21 protein-coding genes are annotated in these 18,393 nt (G+C 61.1%); 1 reads left to right on the top strand and 20 read right to left on the bottom strand.

Annotation, left to right across the window (positions count from 1 at the left end; translation table 11 throughout):
* Positions 1–60 precede the first annotated feature (60 nt).
* From GGQ66_RS00980 to GGQ66_RS00920, 13 genes are all read right to left on the bottom strand, one after another.
* The gene (locus GGQ66_RS00980; protein ID WP_183788883.1) at positions 61–1,116 is read right to left on the bottom strand and encodes a M14 family zinc carboxypeptidase; all 1,056 of its coding nucleotides are present in this window, start codon (positions 1,114–1,116) and stop codon (positions 61–63) included.
* Between the two features lie 192 nt (positions 1,117–1,308).
* Positions 1,309–1,497 carry a hypothetical protein gene (locus GGQ66_RS00975; protein ID WP_183788490.1) on the bottom strand — a complete coding sequence of 63 codons (189 nt, stop codon included), beginning with the start codon at positions 1,495–1,497 and terminating at the stop codon, positions 1,309–1,311.
* Between the two features lie 445 nt (positions 1,498–1,942).
* Positions 1,943–2,638, bottom strand: coding sequence for a L,D-transpeptidase (locus GGQ66_RS00970; protein WP_183788488.1), 696 nt, complete (start codon positions 2,636–2,638; stop codon positions 1,943–1,945).
* A 36-nt stretch (positions 2,639–2,674) separates the two neighbouring features.
* Positions 2,675–3,754 carry a L,D-transpeptidase family protein gene (locus tag GGQ66_RS00965; protein ID WP_237358750.1) on the bottom strand — a complete coding sequence of 360 codons (1,080 nt, stop codon included), beginning with the start codon at positions 3,752–3,754 and terminating at the stop codon, positions 2,675–2,677.
* A 146-nt stretch (positions 3,755–3,900) separates the two neighbouring features.
* The gene (gene guaA, locus GGQ66_RS00960) at positions 3,901–5,478 is read right to left on the bottom strand and encodes a glutamine-hydrolyzing GMP synthase (RefSeq protein ID WP_183788486.1); all 1,578 of its coding nucleotides are present in this window, start codon (positions 5,476–5,478) and stop codon (positions 3,901–3,903) included.
* A 156-nt stretch (positions 5,479–5,634) separates the two neighbouring features.
* Positions 5,635–6,273, bottom strand: a complete 639-nt coding sequence (locus tag GGQ66_RS00955) for a 5'-methylthioadenosine/S-adenosylhomocysteine nucleosidase (protein ID WP_183788484.1) — start codon at positions 6,271–6,273, stop codon at positions 5,635–5,637.
* Positions 6,270–6,719 carry a PaaI family thioesterase gene (locus GGQ66_RS00950; protein ID WP_183788482.1) on the bottom strand — a complete coding sequence of 150 codons (450 nt, stop codon included), beginning with the start codon at positions 6,717–6,719 and terminating at the stop codon, positions 6,270–6,272. Before GGQ66_RS00950 ends, GGQ66_RS00955 begins: the two co-directional genes overlap by 4 nt.
* A 65-nt stretch (positions 6,720–6,784) precedes the next feature.
* A complete protein-coding gene (locus tag GGQ66_RS00945) occupies positions 6,785–7,237 on the bottom strand; it encodes a TspO/MBR family protein (RefSeq protein ID WP_183788481.1) in 453 nt (150 codons plus the stop codon).
* A 39-nt stretch (positions 7,238–7,276) separates the two neighbouring features.
* Positions 7,277–8,566: an RsmB/NOP family class I SAM-dependent RNA methyltransferase gene (locus GGQ66_RS00940; RefSeq protein WP_183788480.1), complete on the bottom strand. Its 1,290-nt coding sequence runs from the start codon at positions 8,564–8,566 to the stop codon at positions 7,277–7,279.
* A gap of 146 nt (positions 8,567–8,712) precedes the next feature.
* Positions 8,713–9,036, bottom strand: a complete 324-nt coding sequence (locus GGQ66_RS00935) for a septal ring lytic transglycosylase RlpA family protein (RefSeq protein WP_183788879.1) — start codon at positions 9,034–9,036, stop codon at positions 8,713–8,715.
* A 430-nt stretch (positions 9,037–9,466) separates the two neighbouring features.
* Entirely contained in the window at positions 9,467–10,330 is an 864-nt protein-coding gene (locus tag GGQ66_RS00930) for an SDR family oxidoreductase (protein WP_183788479.1), read from the bottom strand.
* Entirely contained in the window at positions 10,321–11,481 is a 1,161-nt protein-coding gene (gene queG / locus GGQ66_RS00925; protein WP_183788877.1) for a tRNA epoxyqueuosine(34) reductase QueG, read from the bottom strand. The genes GGQ66_RS00930 and queG overlap by 10 nt, the downstream gene beginning before the upstream one ends.
* An 18-nt stretch (positions 11,482–11,499) precedes the next feature.
* Entirely contained in the window at positions 11,500–12,192 is a 693-nt protein-coding gene (locus GGQ66_RS00920; RefSeq protein WP_183788478.1) for a glutathione S-transferase family protein, read from the bottom strand.
* A 152-nt stretch (positions 12,193–12,344) separates the two neighbouring features.
* Between GGQ66_RS00920 and GGQ66_RS00915 the strand changes: the two genes are divergently transcribed.
* Entirely contained in the window at positions 12,345–13,151 is an 807-nt protein-coding gene (locus GGQ66_RS00915) for an undecaprenyl-diphosphate phosphatase (RefSeq protein ID WP_183788476.1), read from the top strand.
* Between the two features lie 89 nt (positions 13,152–13,240).
* Here GGQ66_RS00915 and GGQ66_RS00910 read toward each other — a convergent pair whose 3' ends face one another.
* The 7 genes from GGQ66_RS00910 to dnaN all read right to left on the bottom strand — a co-directional run bounded on the left by GGQ66_RS00910 (position 13,241) and on the right by dnaN (position 18,198).
* Positions 13,241–13,381: a hypothetical protein gene (locus GGQ66_RS00910; RefSeq protein WP_183788474.1), complete on the bottom strand. Its 141-nt coding sequence runs from the start codon at positions 13,379–13,381 to the stop codon at positions 13,241–13,243.
* 241 nt (positions 13,382–13,622) lie between these two features.
* Complete coding sequence (locus GGQ66_RS00905; RefSeq protein ID WP_183788472.1) at positions 13,623–14,603, bottom strand: complex I NDUFA9 subunit family protein; 981 nt, start codon at positions 14,601–14,603, stop codon at positions 13,623–13,625.
* Positions 14,604–14,763: 160 nt separating this feature from the next.
* Positions 14,764–15,051 (bottom strand): DUF1330 domain-containing protein, encoded by a 288-nt coding sequence (locus GGQ66_RS00900; RefSeq protein ID WP_183788470.1) that lies wholly within the window; start codon positions 15,049–15,051, stop codon positions 14,764–14,766.
* 11 nt (positions 15,052–15,062) lie between these two features.
* Complete coding sequence (gene pyrF, locus GGQ66_RS00895; RefSeq protein ID WP_183788468.1) at positions 15,063–15,755, bottom strand: orotidine-5'-phosphate decarboxylase; 693 nt, start codon at positions 15,753–15,755, stop codon at positions 15,063–15,065.
* 3 nt (positions 15,756–15,758) lie between these two features.
* The gene (locus tag GGQ66_RS00890) at positions 15,759–16,343 is read right to left on the bottom strand and encodes a histidine phosphatase family protein (protein WP_183788467.1); all 585 of its coding nucleotides are present in this window, start codon (positions 16,341–16,343) and stop codon (positions 15,759–15,761) included.
* Between the two features lie 18 nt (positions 16,344–16,361).
* Positions 16,362–16,958: a phospholipid N-methyltransferase PmtA gene (gene pmtA, locus GGQ66_RS00885; RefSeq protein ID WP_183788465.1), complete on the bottom strand. Its 597-nt coding sequence runs from the start codon at positions 16,956–16,958 to the stop codon at positions 16,362–16,364.
* Between the two features lie 121 nt (positions 16,959–17,079).
* Complete coding sequence (gene dnaN, locus GGQ66_RS00880; protein ID WP_183788463.1) at positions 17,080–18,198, bottom strand: DNA polymerase III subunit beta; 1,119 nt, start codon at positions 18,196–18,198, stop codon at positions 17,080–17,082.
* Positions 18,199–18,393 lie beyond the last annotated feature (195 nt).

The raw sequence follows: 18,393 nt of genomic DNA, 5'->3' as shown, positions 1-18,393 counted from the left end.
CGCGGGCATGTCAAACGCGAATCTAGGCCGTCACGCCTAATGCATCGTAAAGTAGAATGGTTAATCCTCGAGCGTACCTGGCGGGCGAGTGCGGGCGCTGGGGTTGGTGCAGGCGATCTTCATCAGGTTGCCGTTGCGGCGGACGTAGCGGCGGGAAGCGCGTGTCACGATCAGTCCGTCCTGCGGCGCATGGATCGGCTGGTCCCCTTCGGCAAGGCCGGGGCGGGTGATGACCGTGGCGAGGAGGTCGCCGGCCTTCACGCGATCGCCGATCGTGCGATGGAAGAACACGGCGCCCGCCTCCGGTGCGCGGATCACTTCCACCTGATCCAGTGTCGAGACTGCACCGGTAAAGCCGTGTCGTACCCCGGCCTCGCCGGCAAGAACGCCCCGCATGACCAGAAAGCGGTAGAGGCCGTCCGCATCGCGGCGGGCCGTTTCCACGCCCACGTCCGCAAGGCCGCGCAATTCGACCGTCACGGCCAGTCGGCCGGGCAGCGTTTCGGCGGCAGGGGAGGTCGCCTTGAAGGCGTGGCCGACGGCCTCCTCGAAGGCAGTGCTTTCACCATCGGACAGGAACACGGCATCCATGGCCATCGCTTCGGCCAGATCGGCTGCCTCCGGCCAGAAGACCGGATCGATATAGGCGTATTGCAGGGATTCGTCGTCGCAATGCAGATCGAGCATCAGGTCGGCGCCGAGCGCCATGTGCAGAAGCTGGCGTTTGAGCTGGTCGACGGCGTTCTGGCTTTCGAGCCCGTCCAACAGGTTTTCGCGGTTCGAAAGGGAAATGAGGGGAAATTCCCGGTTGAAATTGGTGCGCGACCCAAGATCGAAGCGCCCCTGGATCTCTCCGAAATGCTGCTGGGACAGGCCGATGGGGTTGGCGTGCGGTACGATGGTAATGTCACCGCGAATGAGGCCCTGCGTCTCTGCTTCAACCAGCTTTTGCAGAAGGATATGCAAAAGCGCCGTGCCCGGCAGCTCGCCGGCATGGAGTGCGGCCTGAATGTAAACGGATGGCGCGCCGGAAGCGCTGCCCTTGAAGCGGAAAACCGGAAAGCGCCACACCGCGCCGGGTGTGTCGCCATCAATGACGATTTCGGAAAGATTCATGGCCATGCCTGTCGTCTGGTCCGCGTGGAATGCGGACCTGCTCGGGAGAAAGCTGCGACGATGCCGGGTCCCGGCATCGCGGGCGGCCACTAAAGCATTTCCAGCAAAAGTGTGAAACGGTTTTGCGTGCGTAAAGGCGCAAAACAAACGGCGAGCTTCTTCCGTCCCGGCCACTCAAGAGGAGGGATGCCCTCAGGCGGCGAAGCGCGGAGCCTCGTTCAGATGCGAACGGATGGCGCGTTGCACCTCTGTGATCGACTGGAAACGCTGGTTGTCCAGATCGATGACGTGGTACTTGACGGCGATGAACCGGAGCTGGTTCTGATCCGGGATAACGATCCCGACGGGAACACCCGCATATTCGACGACTTGCTTCTGCATGATAAACTCCTGCCAGCAGGGGCCTGCCGGACTGTCTCTTAGTTTCGCTTTGTAAGGGGAAGATGACGGTGGCTCAGGAAGTTCGTTTTCTCTTGAGCCGGGGAACGTCACATTCGTTCAAGCAAGCAGCGACAGGTTCGTTTCTGGCAGCAGCGCATCACCGGCCAGGGCAGCGTATGGCGGGCGAACATAGATGACATCGCATACTCTCCTCTGGTTGGCAGACATGTTTGTCTGCGGAAAATCCGGTTCCATCGATTGTCTTCGATGACAACCTAAATAGAGTTTTCCACATAAAAAGTCAAATAATATGGAGAGTATGAGGCAATATTTTGCCTATTTTTCCTTTCCGTGGCCGAATGATGGCATGAAATTCCTTCGAGGTGTGGAAGGCGAAATATTTCGTGCTAACGGGCAAGCGGGCCTGCGCCCGCTTACCTCGCCGTTACTGGCGAACAACGATGCGCGCCTTGTTCGGCACGCGTTCGTAGAGGTCGATGACATCCTGATTGATCAGGCGCACGCAGCCCGACGAGACCGACTTGCCGATGGAAGACCATTCCCTGGTGCCGTGCAGGCGGTAAAGCGTATCCTGCCCATTCTGGAAGATATAGAGCGCGCGGGCACCGAGCGGATTGTCGGGGCCGGGGGCCTGACCACCGTTCTCGACGGAGTATTTCCGGAGCGAAGGCTGGCGTGCGATCATTTCTTCCGGCGGCTTCCAGCGCGGCCATTTCTGCCGCCAGTGGATCACGCCTTCACCTTCCCAGGCAAATCCGGCGCGGCCGAGGCCGACGCCATAGCGCATGGCCGTGCCGCCCGGTTCGACCACATAGAGATAATTCGACGGCGTATCGACCACCACCGTACCCGCCGGCTCACCGGTCGTGTTGCGAACGCGCTGGCGATAAAGACGCGGGTCGATCTGCTGGTAGGGAATGGCCGGCAGCGTGTGATCGCCATCCTTCAGTTCGGCGTAGCGTGCAGCGAGTTCCTCGGCGCTCGGCGGGCCCATGGGGCGCATGGCCTCGCCCGGCATCGGTGCGCGGGACGCAACGGTGGAGCAGCCGGCAAGTGCCGTCATGGAGGCCATGCCAATGAGGATGCCGCGGCGGCGGATGAGCGTTTCGTCACGTTGCATCGGTTATGTCCGTGGTTTTGAAGCTTTGGGAGGGTGTTACTGGGAGCTGACGGTGCTTGCAGGCGTGGAGGTCGCCGACTGACCATAGGGGTCGGCGAGCGCGGCTTCCGGACGACTGACGGGGTACTTGGTGCGGGAAACGATAGCGGCCATGCTCTTGGCGCCCTTCTGCTCCAGAAGCGCGCGGAAGCGTGGGTGCATGCCGCCATCCACATAGGACATTGCCGCTGGCGGTGGCGGACTGGCGAGTGCCGTATCGAGCTTCAGTCGTTCGGCATCGAGCCTTGCTGTGAGATCGGGAGCGTTGAGGTTCGCGCCCGCCGGGCAAGCCGCCAGCGGATCGGCCGGTTCGCCGCCCGCAAACTCGGCATTGAATACATAACGGCGGCCACAGGCGGAAACCTTGGGCTGGCGGCGGGTCAGCGCGAAAATGTCGTAACCCTCCTTCAGCGTGCGCCAGAATGGCATGTTCGGGTCGCCGGCATGGCGGGCCATGTTTTCGGCGCTCATGCGGAAGGGATAGGCCTGCACCTGAAACCGGTCCTGCCCGCCTTTCAGCGCGCTGTTGACGATGGCATAGATTTCGCCGACGCCCTGATCCGACATGGCATAGCAGCCGGACGAGGAGCAGGCGCCATGCACCATCAGCGCCTCGCCGGTATAGCCGAGCGCGGATTCCAGCCGGTTGGGATAGCCGAGATTGAAGGATACGTAATATTGCGACTTCGGGTTCAGCATATCCGCCGAGACATGGTAGAAACCCTCGGGCGCCTGCCGGTCGCCGCTGGCTTTCTTCGGCCCGAGCTTGCCCGACCACCGGCACATCGGATAGGTCTTGAAGCGGCTATAGGCGCCGCTCTTGTCGACCTTCCAGATTTCCAGTTCGCTTTCCTGCTTGAAGATGCGCACGAGAACCGGGCTTTCCGGCTTCATGCCCTTGCCGGCCATCTCCGCCTTTACCTTGCCGGAAAGTTCGGGTTCCGGCACGGCCAGGTCCATGGCGACGCAACCGGATAGCAGCGCGCCAGCCACCGCCAGCGCCGCCAGCCGGCGGAACGGTCGAAACGGGATGGGTGTCGTTGATGGCCTTGCGGTCGGACAGTGAAGGCCCGGCATGTGATTCCCTCATGAACGTTCGCTCACTGTAAAACCTCAAGCGGCGGGAGCTGCAAGAGACTGCGAGCCAAATCTTCGGTCGATCTTATCACGTTCCGCTGATGAACAGAAAAAAGGCGGGGCTCCATCGAAGCCCCGCCTTTTTCTCATTCCCACTCGATGGTGCCCGGAGGCTTCGAGGTGATGTCGTAGACGACGCGGTTGATGCCCTTGACCTCGTTGATGATGCGGGTTGCCGCCCGGCCAAGGAAATTCATGTCATAGGGGAAGAAGTCTGCCGTCATGCCGTCGACCGAGGTGACGGCGCGGAGCGCGCAGACGAAGTCATAGGTGCGGTAGTCGCCCATCACGCCGACGGTCTGAACCGGCAGAAGCACGGCAAAAGCCTGCCAGATCTTGTCATAGAGACCTGCCTTGCGGATTTCGTCGAGATAGACGGCATCGGCCTTGCGGAGAATGTCGAGCTTTTCGCGCGTCACGCCGCCGGGGCAGCGGATGGCAAGGCCCGGGCCCGGGAAGGGGTGGCGACCGATGAAGCGGTCCGGCAGGCCGAGTTCACGGCCAAGCGCCCGCACTTCGTCCTTGAAGAGTTCGCGCAGCGGCTCCACGAGCTTCATGTTCATGCGGTCCGGAAGGCCGCCGACATTGTGGTGGCTCTTGATGGTGACAGAGGGGCCGCCGGAGAAGGAAACGCTTTCGATCACATCCGGATAGAGCGTGCCCTGGGCGAGGAAGCTCGGTGCACCCTTGCCATCGGAGGCGATCTTCTTCGCCTCGTCCTCGAACACCTCGATGAACAGGCGGCCGATGATCTTGCGCTTGGTTTCCGGGTCGGCCACGCCTTCCAGCTCGCCGATGAACTTGTCGGACGCATCCACATGCACCAGCGGAATGTTGTAGTGGTCGCGGAACATCGACACGACTTCGTCGGCCTCGTTCATACGCATCAGGCCGTGATCGACGAAAACGCAGGTGAGCTGGTCGCCGATGGCCTCATGGATGAGGATGGCCGCCACGGAGGAATCGACCCCGCCGGACAAGGCGCAGAGAACGCGCTCCGAACCGACCTGTTCCTTGATCTTGCGCACCATTTCGGCGCGGTAGGCGGACATGGTCCAGTCGGACTTCAGCCCGACGACCTTGTGGACGAAGTTGGCGAGCAACCTGCCGCCATCGGGCGTATGCACCACTTCCGGGTGGAACATGGTGGAATAATAGTGACGGCTCTCATCCGCCGCGATGGCGAAGGGGGCATTCTCCGAGGTCGCGATGACCTTGAAGCCTTCCGGCAGCCTGGTCACCCGGTCGCCATGGCTCATCCATACGGGATAGGACTTGCCGACTTCCCAGAAGCCGTCGAACAGCGGGCTCGCCGCCTTGATCTCGATATCGGCGCGGCCGAACTCGGCGGCATGACCGCCCTCGACAACACCGCCAAGCTGGGTGCAGAGCGTCTGCTGGCCATAGCAGATGCCAAGGATCGGCACACCGCTGTCGAACACCGCCTGCGGCGCGCGGGGGCTGCCTTCCGCTGTCACCGAGGCCGGGCCGCCGGAGAAGATCACGCCCTTCGGCTTCAGGCGGGAAAAGGCTTCCGCGGCCGAGTTGAAGGGGTGAATTTCGCAGTAGACGCCGGTTTCACGCACGCGGCGCGCAATGAGTTGCGTCACCTGGCTGCCGAAGTCGATGATGAGGATGGTGTCGTGATGAGCGGTCTGGGTCATGGCGCGCTTCGGAGCAATTCCCGGAAGAGTGTGAAACGGAGGTCCGACCCGAATTGCGAGAAGACAAAACGAGGCAGCAGTTCGGCAATTCCAATTGAATTGCCGATGGCTCTAATGGCTTTTGCCGCATTTCGCAACCTTAGAAATGGTTTGGGCTCAGCCGATCAGCCGTCCATCCGCCACCAGCGCCTCCAGCCGGTCGACCACGGTGGCGAGCTTCTCGTCGATGACATGGAGATATTCCGTCCAGTCGCTGACATGCTGCAATTCCTTGCTGCCATCCGAAATGCCACGCAGGCCGATCAGCGGCACGTCGAACAGGTGGCAGGCCCGCAGCAAGGCGAAGGTTTCCATGTCCACCATCTCGGCATCGATCGCTTCATAGGCCGCGCCCGAAACGATGTTGGCGCCCGTCGACAGTCGGACGGCAGGAATGCCGGGGAGAGCGTGGGGCAGCGGCACCACGGCGGGCAGGTCGAGGAAGGGCGTGCGGCCCTTTTCGAAACCGAGCGGCGACACGTCCATGTCGCGATAGGACACCGAGCTGACCTGATAGATCTCCGTCTGTTCCAGAACTGCCGATCCGGCGGAACCGAGCGAAACGATGATGTGCGGCAGCGTTTCTCTGGTTTTCAGCCCGGCCAGCGCATGTGTCAGGACAATGGCCGCTTCAACCGGGCCGACACCGGTCATGAGTGGTGTGAAGCGGGCCTGCAGATGGGGACCGTACTCGGCCTTCGCGGCCATGACATAGAGAATCGTCTTCTCGCCAACGGTCTTCAGTTCGAAGGTCATGCGGAAATATCCTCGCGACCCCGCACGATCATCAGCGTGCTGGTCATGGATGCGATCAGCTTTGCAGGGCCGTCGGTGAGTGCATAGGCGCGGCCATCCGCGACGATAATGGTGGTGCCGGGCTTGGTGATTTCGCCCTGGAAGAGAAAGCGCGTGCCGCGCCCCGGCGAGAGAAGATTGACCTTGAATTCGATGGTGAGAACGGAGGCGTCCGGATCGATCAGCGTATAGGCGGCCAGACCGCAGGCGGAATCGAGCCCGGCGGCAATCGCACCGCCATGCAGCCAGCCATATTGTTGCGTCATCTTTTCGCTGAACGGCAATTCCAGTTCCACGATGCCGTGGCTGATGCGCGTCAGTTCGGCGCCCATGCTTTTCAGCGCCGGCTGACGTTTGAAATTGCCTTCGACGCGATTGCGGACGAATGCCGCATGTCCCTCGCTCATCGATTCCTCCCTGTTCACCGCGAGAGTGGCACGCACATGCGGCTTCGGCAAGGCAAGGCGTTCACTCAGTTGAGGAGGAAGATGCTGGCGTTCAAAACGCTGGCGAAGGCAGTCCACAGCGCATAGGGAGCGAAAAGCCACACGCTGGCCGGGTCTTTTGCGCGGCTCATGGCGATGAAGGCGAGAATGAACGCCAGAAGCGGAATGATGATCGTCAGTCCGAAGCCCGGGCTCTGCATCCCGAAAAAGGCAGGCGACCACAAAAGGTTCAGCACCATCTGCACAAACCACACCTGCATCCGGCCCGAGGCCGGGGCGCGAAGCCATGTCCGTGCGCCAGCAACGGCGATCATTACGTAAAGAACGGTCCAGACCGGGCTGAAGATCCACGGCGGCGGCTGGAAGAACGGTTTCTGCAGGCTGTCATACCACGGGCCGGGCAGATTGCTTACGCCGGTCAGAATACCGGCGGCCAGAACGGCGGCGATGAAAAGCGCGTAGATGATGAAGGTTTTCATGCTCCATCATCTAGGGCGCTTCGGTCTTCGTTCCAGTGGTCAGCTCAGCCGCTTGAGATGGCAGAAGAAGAAACCGTCCGTATCGGTGGCGGCAGGCGTCAACGTCAGGGTCTTGCCGTCGAGGCTGACAGGCCTGGGGGCGGAGGCACCGAAGAGATGGTCCCAGGTCGGCAGGGCCGATACGATCTCGAAGTCCGGGTTGGTCTTCGTGAACCATGCCATTTGCCGGTCGTTTTCTTCCGGCAGCACCGAGCAGGTGATGTAATAGAGCGCGCCGCCGGGGCGCACGAAACGGCTGGCTTCGGTCAGGGCCTGTTGCTGCTGGGAGACACGCTCCTCGAGATTGCGCTGGGTCAGCCGCCACTTCGTATCGGGGCGGCGGCGCCACGTACCCGCACCCGTGCAAGGCGCGTCGACCAGCACGCGATCCATACGGCCCTTCAGCCGTTCGAGTCCTGCTTCGCCATCATGAACCTGAACATTGCGGGTGCCGGCGCGCTTCAGGCGTTCGATGATCGGAGCGAGGCGCTTGGAATCGGTGTCGTAAGCGTGCACCTGCCCCTTGTTGTTCATGGCTGCCGCCATGGCCAGCGTCTTGCCACCGCCGCCGGCGCAGTAGTCCAGCACCTGTTCGCCCTCGTGCGGCGTGGCAAGATCGGCGACGATCTGCGAACCCTCATCCTGCACCTCGAACCAGCCTTTCTGGAACGAAAGCTCGGCTGTGACGTTGGGAAGGCGGTCGGTTTTCTCGCCGGCGGGAATGCGGACACCGAAGCGCGCGATCTCGCACGCGGTGGCGCTGGCACGCTCCAGAGCCTTGAGCACCTTGGTGCGGTCGGCCTTCAGCGTGTTGGCGCGCAGGTCGAGCGTCGGGCGCTCGGTCAGCGCCTGTGCCTGCGCCAGCCAGCCGTTACCGAAGGCGCTTTCCAGCGAAGGCTGCACCCACTCCGGAATGTCGCCCTGCACATAAAGCGGGGCATCCTCGAGGGAGCGGCTGCCGAAGGCGGAAATCGTTTCCGCCTTGAGTGGCGCGGGGGCGAAGCGATCACCCTCGAATTCGGCGCCAAGCGTTTCAAGGGTGAAACCCCATTGGCGCAGAAGAACGGCATAGCCCAGAGCCAGGGGACTGTCGTCGTCCATCATGTAGGCGTGGGAGAGGCGTTGGCGCAAAGCGTCATAGACAATGTTGCCGATGGCGGAACGATCGCCGGAGCCGGCGAAACGATGGGCAAGGCCCCAGTCCTTCAGGGCATCGGCGACCGGACGTTTGCGCGTCTCGATGTCGCCCAGCACCTCGATGGCTCCGCTCAGCCTGCCGCCCAGCCGCATATTCCGTCTCCCGCTTCCGCAAAACGCCCGGATTGCCTGTGCATCGGGGCGAAACTCAAACGGGGCTCTAGCGGTGAAACCGCGTCAGGGCAAGCCTTGTCTGCGCCTGAAGGTCGCAAAGGCCGCCCCTGACTCGCGGCATTGCCTCAGCCGACCGGCTGGAAACAGACATGCGCTGTGCCCGAGCTTACCATGCCGATGCGGTGCGCGGCGGCCTTGGACAAATCCAGCACGCGACCCTTGATGAACGGACCGCGGTCATTGATGCGCACGATCACGGCCTTGCCATTGTTGCGATTGGTTACTTTCACCTTCGTTCCGAATTTCAGGGAACGGTGCGCGGCGGTCAGAAGCGATGCATTCATCCGTTCGCCGGAGGCGGTGCGGGAGGAGAGGGCATACCAGGAAGCGCCGCCACAATTCTGGGTAGCAAGAGCTTCGACCGGGGCGACGAAGGTGGAGAGAAGAATCGCCGAAGCGGTTGCAAGTGCGAGGTGCTTTTTGAGCGTCAAACCGTAATTCCTTGGGCCGTTGAACTTCCGCCTGAGCGGCGGGGGCTTAAAGACGGTCAAAAGTGGCGAAAAACGGCCAAGGCAATTCACGAAACATTACATAATGTAACATTCGTGATGCAACCAGAATGAATCATATCGGGCTATGAAAATCGGATAGTCCAGAAAAATGCTTTGGAATCAGTAACCCTAACAAATCCTGCGGATGTCACAGGGTTCGCTCTCGGGTGATCACAAAAATGAGAGAAATAATTTTCCAACAGTGCCCAATTCGCTGCCTGAAATGGGGATTCTTTGTGGCGATGCTCGGGAGTTAACAAAGAATTAATGTTCAAAAAGCTCGCATTTCAGGAATTTTCTTCCGAAACGGGGGTTCGCGGATGCGAAATCAGCCGCGCCAGCGGTTGCGTTCCCACAGGTCCGTGAGGGCGTAGTGATAGTCTGGAAAGCGGAAGGTGAAGCCTTCGGAAACAATCTTCGCGTTCGAAACGCGCTTGTTCTCTCCATAGAAGGAGCGGGCCATCTGCGACATCGAGGCGGGATCGAAAGGGGTCTCCGGCGGCGGTTCGACACCCATCATCCGGGCCGCCTCGACCACCACATCCGGTGCCGGCGCGGGCAGACTGTCGGTAACATTGTAGAGCCCGTCCGCATGTCTTTCAGCCAGAAAAAGAGCGGCCGCGCCGATGTCTTCGACGTGGATGCGATTGAAGACCTGTCCGGGTTTGACGATGCGCCGTGCCGTACCGTTGGCCAGATTAAGGAAAGCATTGCGGCCCGGCCCGTAAATGCCGGACAGGCGCAGCGATGCCATCGGCAGGCGTCGTGCCCCGGCAAAGGCAGCCCATGCCGCCTCCGCCGCCACCCGCTCGCGGGAACGGGCCGAGACCGGCCTGCATTCAGTTTGCTCATCCACCCAGCCACCGTCATGATTGCCATAGACGCCGACGGTGGAGAGATAGCCGATCCATTCGAGCGAGGGCACGGCCACATCGGACGCCAGACGCAGGAAGGGGTCGCCCGCCACATCTGGCGCAATGGACTGGACGAGATGGGTCACCGTCGAAAGCGTCGTTCTCAGTTCTGCGGAAAGGGTCTCGCCATCGAAGACGCAAGGCGAGATGCCGGCCGCTTGCAACCGTTGCGCCTTCTCGGGCGAACGCGTCGTGCCGGAAACGGAAAAGCCCTTTGCTGCGAAAGCCTGGGCAATCGCCTGGCCGGAATAGCCAGCGCCAAGGATCATCAGATGCATGGGGTTTCTCCTGCCATTTCCCATTCCGCCGCGACCACCGGATCGGGGTCTGCGGACCGCTGTATATATAGAGAGTGAAATGCGTTCGGTGTCATCAGTCTCGACAGTGCCCAGACGGCCATGCCGCGCACATCGGTCGAGGGATCATCGAGCAGGAGCGTGCAGGCGGGAATGAAGCTTTCGCTTCCGGAATTGCCGGCGGCGATCAGCACATTGCGCACGAAGCGATCCCGGCCGATGCGCTTGACCGGCGAACCGGAGAAGAAGCTGCGGAACGTCGGATCGTCGAAAGTCAGGAAGAGGGCGATATCGGGCGCCTTGAGATCATCGCGCGCCTTCAGTTTCATCTCGGAGGCGATCGCCGCGAACTTGTTCCACGGACAAGCGGCCAGACAGTCGTCGCAGCCATAGATGCGATTGCCGAAGCGCGGGCGCAGTTCGGGGGCGATAATCCCCTTGTGCTCGATGGTGAGATAGGAAATGCAGCGCCGCGCATCGATGCGATAGGGGGCGGGAAAGGCATCCGTCGGACAGGCGTCGAGACAGGAACGGCAGGAACCGCAATGATCGCGCTCGGGCGCGTCCACCGTCAGGTCCGCGGTGGTGAACAGGCTGCCGAGAAAAAGCCAGGAGCCGAAGTCGCGGGAAACGAGATTGGTGTGCTTGCCCTGCCAGCCGAGCCCGGCTGCGGCGGCGAGCGGTTTTTCCATGACGGGGGCCGTATCCACGAACACTTTCACATCCTCGCCGGATTTCGCGGCGAAGCGGGTGGCGATCTCCTTGAGCTTGCCCTTGATGACATCGTGGTAATCGCGATGGCGGGCATAGACGGAAATGGCGGCCTTGTCCTTTCGGTCTGCCAGCGCGCGCGGATCGTCTTCCGGGCCGTAATTGAAGCCGAAGAGCACGACGGAGCGCACATCCGGCCACAGTACACGGGGATCGGCACGGCGTTCGCGCGTTTCCGCCATCCACTCCATCGTGCCGTGATGGCCGGCCTCCAGAAAGGCGTCGAGCCGTTCGGGAGCCAGCGGAATGGCATCCGGGGTGGTGACACGGCAGACATCGAAGCCAAGCGTCGCAGCTTCCTTGTGCAGGAAGGCGGTCAGCGTCTCGCGGCGCTTCAGCGCCCTGGCGTCCTCGTCGGCGATCCCGGCCTCCGTCTGTGTTTAGAAGTCGAGGTCCGCATAGTGCGAAACCGGCGTGACGCCACGAATACGCTCCGTCAGCAATGTGCGGATGGAGGGGCGCGACTTCAGCCGCTGGTACCACTCCTTCGCCTCCGGATTTTCCTGCCAGTTGATCTCGCCGAGATAGTCGAGCACGGAAATTGCCGCTGCTGCCGCAAGATCGGCGTAGGAAAGCCGGTCACCGGCCAGCCAGGGGCGGGAGGCCGAAAGCCATCCGAGATACTTCATGTGCTGGCGCACATTGTTGCGCGCCGTGCGCAGGATTTTCGAATCCGGCGCACCGCCGCCCATCGTCGGCGGCATCTGCAGCTTGAATACCCGCTCGCGCACCAGCGGCATAGTCACGTCCTGCTCCATTTTTTCCAGGAACCACTCCGTCAGGCGGCGGATTTCTGCGCGCTGGAACGGGTCTTCCGCCAGAAGCCGGCGGTCGCGCTTCAGCACACCGTGGGTTTCGTCAAGAAACTCCGAAATCACCGTTGCGCCGCTCAACACCCTCATATTGTCATCGACATAGACGGGCAGGGTGCCGGCCGGATTCAGCGTCAGGAATTCCCGCCGCTTTTCCCAGGGTTGTTCTTCGGCAAGATCGTATTGATAGCCGTATTCCTGAAGAATAAGGCGAACAAAACGGGAGGCGGCGGACATCGGGTGGTGATAAAGGGTTGTCATATGGAAATGCGCGCTTGCGGTTAAGTTTGGCTGGAAATTGCTCGTGTTTCGTCTATCACTCACATGCCGGCAGACTCGCTGAGCTATATAAGCAGCGCTCCATCGACACAAGCGAAAGGCTGGCCCTTCTAAGGCTGCAAAAAGGATAAATCATGGCTGACCAATCCATTATCAGCGCTCTCGTTCTGGGCCTGATCGAGGGGCTGACAGAGTTCATTCCGGTTTCCTCTACTGCTCACGTTCTACTCGCCGGTCACTTTCTTGGTTTCGAATCGCCGGGTAATACATTCGCTGTCTTGATCCAGCTCGGTGCAATTCTTGCTATCCTTCTGGTTTATTTCACGAAACTGGTTCAGATCGCTGTCGCGATGCCGACCAGCGCCAAGGCCCGCCATTTCGTTCTCGCCGTTCTCGTCGGCTTCCTCCCGGCTGCTGTCATCGGCGCTCTGGCGCACGACTTCATCAAGAGTGTTCTCTTTGAAACGCCGAAGCTCATCTGTACGGTTCTGATCCTCGGCGGCATCGTCCTGCTCGTGGTCGATAAGCTGAAATTGAAGCCGCGTTACCACGATGTCTCCGATTATCCGTTGTCGCTGGCGCTCAAGATCGGCTTCTGCCAGTGCCTTGCCATGGTGCCCGGCACCTCCCGCTCGGGCGCTACCATTGTCGGCGCCCTGCTCATGGGGGCGGACAAGCGCTCGGCGGCGGAGTTTTCATTCTTCCTCGCCATGCCCACCATGCTCGGCGCTTTCACACTGGATCTCTACAAGAACCGTGATGCCCTGAATTTCGGGGATAGCGCCATCATTGCCATCGGCTTCGTGGCGGCTTTTGTCTCCGCGCTTCTGGTCGTGCGCTCGCTGCTCGATTTCGTATCGCGTCGCGGCTATGCGCCCTTCGCCTGGTGGCGCATCGCCGTCGGCATTGCCGGTCTCGTCGGCCTTTATCTGGCAGGCTGACCGGCTGTGAAAATCGCCTGACCGTTTCGGCGGCAGGCTTTGCCTCAAACGAAAAGGGCCGGTTTCAAACCGGCCCTTTTCGTTATCTCTCATTCTGCGTTGCAGGGGTCCACGCCGTAAGCGGGGCTGCATTCGGCTCGGCCGGCGGCAACTGTGCCGGGCGAGAGGAAGGAACCGGTCAGGATGATGAGAGCCGCGCACGCAAAGAAGAGCGCGATGGACTTGCCCATGGAGGAGTGCCTTTCGAAAATCGGTGATGCACGTATGTTCCGCCGCGAAACAGTCCGCTACGTGCTGCGAGGCTGTCTAAGTCTACAAACGCTCAATATCAATAGAGGTTCATACTGAACCGCAAGTTAACGTCTATTATTTTTAGCTGCTGCATTTATGCAACGCAAAGGAAAACCCGGAGGGGCGAATGCCCGTCCGGGTTTGCACAAACAACAGAGCCGGCATGCGCCTGCTGAAAAATCAGGCGGCCTTGGCCGGGCGCGTGAACTGGCCCTGCGGACGGAAGTGCACGGTGTAATTGGCCAGAACCGAGCTGATGAGAACCGGCGCGATACCAAGACCCTTGAGCGTCAGGCCGGCCTGTTCCGCAGCAGCGGAAACGACATTGTCCTTGTGCAGCAGTTCCACCTGATCGCCCGTCAGCGGCGGGGTGATGAGCGGAACCTTCTCGGCAATCTTGCCGATGACCGAGGCCAGACCGAAAGGCAGGGTGATGAGCAGGCGCTTGCGGCTGATCGTCTTGAGAACGAGCTTCAGACAGTCCTCGAAGGACAGCACGTCCTCGCCGCCGAGTTCATAGGTCGCGCCGGGCTTCAGCTTGCCATCCACCGAGCGGGCGATGACTTCGGCCACGTCACCGGCATAAACCGGCTGGAACTTCGTCTGGCCGCCGCCGATGAGCGGCAGAACTGGCGAGGTCTTCGCCATTGCAGCGAACTTGTTGAAGAAATTGTCTTCCGGGCCGAATACCACGGAGGGGCGGATGATCACGGCATCCGGAACGGCTTCCAGGACGGCCTTTTCGGCGCGGCCCTTGGTCGAGGCGTAAAACGATGCGGATGACGCATCTGCGCCGATGGCGGAAACGTGGGTCAGCTTTGCGCCGATAGCCTTGGCGGCGGCGGCGATCACGGCTGCACCCTTGTCCTGCACGGCGGCGAAGGTGTTCTTGCCGCTCTCAGCCAGCAAGCCGACGCAGTTGACGATGTGGTCGGAGCCTTCGGCGGCCTTGGTCACCGAGTCCGGGTAGCGCAGGTTCGCCTGCACGAAAGAGATCTGGCCGACATTGCCGAGCGGCTGCAGGAACAGCGCCAGATCGGGCCGGCGACAGGCGACGCGGATGCGGTAGCCACGCTTGGCGAGCGCACCGACGACATAACGTCCGACGAAGCCAGACCCTCCGAAAACGGTGACGAGCGGAGGAAGGTTTGCCAGGGTCATGAGGAACTCCTCGAATGGGAAGGGATCAATGCGCTGCTTATAGCGCTTCTTAGCCTAAACAGGTGTGAAGGTGAAGAGACAAGCGTGACCGCATAAGGTCTGAAAGCAAGTCCGGCACAAGCATTTTCAAGGGCCCGGCGCCGGATTTCTGTTTCGTCGCTCAGATACCTTCGACCACAATCATTTCCGCATCGGCAATCTGCTGGCGGATTTTCGCAGCGATCTGGTATTCCGGCGAATTGTAGCAATCGACGGCGGCCTGAACGGACGGAAATTCGATCACCACGTTGCGGGCGCGCGCCTGACCTTCGAGCGGTGTGATGGCGCCGCCCCGGGCGAGGAACACCGCGCCGTATTTTTCGAAGGCAGGTTTTGCAGCGGCGACATAATCCTTGTAACGCTCCGCATCGCGCGAATCGACGCGGGCGATCCAGTATCCCTTGGGCATGGAAGCCTCCCTTAAAGTACGGTGTTCATTTCATCGAGAATGGCGCGGGCCGCCGTCAGCGGATCCTCCGCCTTGACGATAGGCCGACCGACGACCAGATGGGTCGAACCCGCCTTGAGGGCATCCGCCGGCGTCATCACCCGCTTCTGGTCGCCATGATCTGCGCCAGCAGGGCGAATGCCCGGCGTGACGATCGCCATATCGGGTCCGACGATGCCGCGCACACGGCTCGATTCCTCCGCCGAGCAGACGATGCCGCCCATGCCGGCTGCACGGGCCTGCGCCGCGCGCTTGGCAACAAGCGTCTCCGCATTGTCAGAGTAGCCGGCTTCCTTGAGGTCTTCGTCGTCCATCGAGGTCAGCACTGTCACGCCCAGCAGGGTGAGTTTCGACCCGGCAGCCGCCTTTACAGCGGCGCGCATGGCCTTGGGATAGGCGTGCAGCGTCAGCATGGAAACGCCCATACGCACAATGTTTTCGACGCCGGAAGCAACGGTGTTGTCGATGTCGAGCAGCTTCATGTCGAGGAAGACCTGCTTTTCGCTCTCGATCAATTCGCGGGCAAAGCCCATGCCGCCGGCAAACAGCAACTGGTAGCCGATCTTGTAGAAGGATACATCGTCACCAAGCGTCGAAACGATGGCTTCGGCTTCTTTCAGGGTCGGCACATCAAGGCCGACGATGAGACGATCGCGTGCATTCATTCTTCAATCTCCCTGCCAGTGTTCCATGGGCGTCCAGTCGCATGAGACGGCGCGGTCCGCAAGAGAAAAGCGGTAGAGATTGCCGCCGCCGCCGGGCTGGTCGTGGCTGCGGGCAATCTGCGCGCCCAGCAGGTGACATTTCAGCAGCGTACCGACGCCGCCGTGGCCGATAAAGGCAATGGGAAGACGGGGATCGTGTTGATCGAGAATGCCGGTCACGGCCGCAACGATCCGCGCCTGCGCATCGGCGGCGCGCTCCCAGCCACGAAAGCTTTCGAAGGGGTCTGCAAAGAACTGGTCCGCCGCCGCCTCAAAAGCATCGGGCGGCAGAAAGCCGGTGGTCGAGCGATCGTTCTCGTGAAGGTTCTCAGCAATTTCAAAGTAAATACCGGCGGCTTCCGCCAGAATGGCCGCCGTTTCCATTGCCTTTGTCTCGTCGCTTGAGACGAGGCGCCCGAGTTGCCGCGCCCAGGGCCGTCTTGCGGCTTCAAGGCTGCGGGCCTTTCCCACATCCGAAAGGCCCCAGCGGGGGACGGGAATGTCCGGGTCGATCTTCACCTGCGGGTGCGTGATATAGAGCCCGAACATTCTGGTTCAGCTTTCGGATCAGGGCTTGCGGTAGATCCAGAGCTGTGCCGGTGGAATGTTGCGCACGACGAACTCGAAATGCTCGATGTGGTAGCGGTCAGGCCAGGCGATGACCGGCGAAACCGGACCATAGGTGATCTGGATGACCGGACGGCCGTGCGGCAGCCGCTCCAGAAGCTTTTCCATCAACTGCACACGGCGGTACATCGGGAAGGAAAGCAGCGGAATGGCCGAGACCACACAGTCGAATTGCTGGTCCTTCAGATCTTCGCCAAGGGTTGCATCCAGATCGAAGGCATCGCCATTGATGAAGTTCACACCCGGAAAGTGGTCCACCAGATGCTGGTAGAAGTCGGTCGAGAATTCGATGGCGTAGAGCTTTTCCGGGGTAATGCCGCGCTCGAGGATCGCCTTGGTGATGATGCCCGTGCCGGGGCCGAGTTCCAGAACCGGAAGGCCGGACTGCGGATTGATGACGCTTGCCATGCGCCGCGCGGTGATCGCCGAAGTCGGCAGGATTGCACCGACCCGCTTCGGCTTGTCGATCCATCCCTTGAAGAAACGAATTTCCTCATCGAACTTCTGCTCGATCTTTTCCTTGAGGCGCAAAGCCATCCTCGTTCTCTCCACTGAGTTCAAACAACGTCATGTCTTGAACCGACCGGCGTCACCACTTGCCTTAACACAAATGCGCGACGCCCGCCACGGTTCCGCCAGGAACCGCTCCCAGTGCGTTTTAGACGCGCATGGGCATAAGAACGTAGAGCGCCTCTTCGCTGGTCGTATCGCGAATGAGGGTCGGTGACCCGGCGTCGGCGAGCAGGAAGATCGCCTGGTCGCCCGAAAGCTGGTTGGTGATGTCGAGGAGATACTTGGCGTTGAAGCCGATCTCCATGGCATCGGCACGGTAATCGGCGGCAATCTCTTCGGTTGCCGACCCGGAATCCGGGTTGTTGACCGTCAGCGTCATCAGCCCGTCGGACAGCGCAAGCTTCACCGCGCGGCCACGCTCGGAAGAAATGGTGGAGACGCGGTCGACAGCCTGGGCGAAGGCGCCACAGTCGATGCGCAGCTCCTTGTCGTTGCCCGCGGGAATGACGCGCTGATAATCCGGGAAAGTGCCGTCGATCAGCTTTGAGGTCAGCACGATGGAGCCGACCGTCAGGCGGATCTTGGCGTCGGACACTTCGACCTTGGCAATGGCGTCCGCATTGTCCGAAAGCTTCTGGATTTCGCCCACCGTCTTGCGCGGAATGATGATGCCCGGCATGCCTTCGGAACCGGAGGGCGCTTGTACTTCGGCGCGGGCCAGACGGTGACCGTCGGTCGCCACCGCGCGCAGCTTCAGGTCGCCGCCGCTTTCGATGGTGTGGAAATAGATGCCGTTCAGATAATAGCGCGTTTCTTCCGTTGAGATGGCGAACTGCGTGCGATCGATCAGCATCTTCAGGTCGGTCGCCTTCAGGCTGAAGGAATGGCTGAAGCTGCCGGCCGTCAGATCCGGGAAATCCTGTTCCGGCAAGCATTGCAGCGAAAACTTGGAGCGGCCGGAAGCGACCGTCATCGCCGCGCCGTCAGGCGTCGTGGCGAGAAGCACTTCCGAACCATCGGGCAGCTTGCGGACGATTTCGTAAAGCAGATGTGCCGGAACGGTGGTGGCGCCGGCCTGTTCCACGGCGGCGGGCGTCGCCTCGGTGATTTCGAGATCGAGGTCGGTCGCCTTCATGGAAAGGCTTTCACCCTCGGCGCGCAGCAGCACGTTGGAGAGAATCGGGATGGTGTTGCGCCGCTCGACCACACGGTGAACGTGGTTCAGGGACTTGAGGAGATTCGAGCGCTCGAGAGTAATACGCATGGGATACGACCGTTTTCCGACCATTTCAGGCGGCTTGCGCCGGCCCGCATGAATATGTCCCGCTCTAAAACATCGCGGGGTGGAGAGCCAAATTGCAAAAGCTTGAGGTCTTTGGCAAGGGCTGTCAGGGCCTGCTGTGCGCTTTGCCGTTTTTTCACGGTGGCTATCCCCTTAAAAACATGACTTGCGGCGCAT

This window comes from Allorhizobium borbori, assembly GCF_014196535.1.
Taxonomy (GTDB): domain Bacteria; phylum Pseudomonadota; class Alphaproteobacteria; order Rhizobiales; family Rhizobiaceae; genus Ectorhizobium; species Ectorhizobium borbori.
The sequence above is the reverse complement of the archived record's forward strand: the minus strand, read 5'-3'. Positions and strand labels throughout refer to the sequence as shown.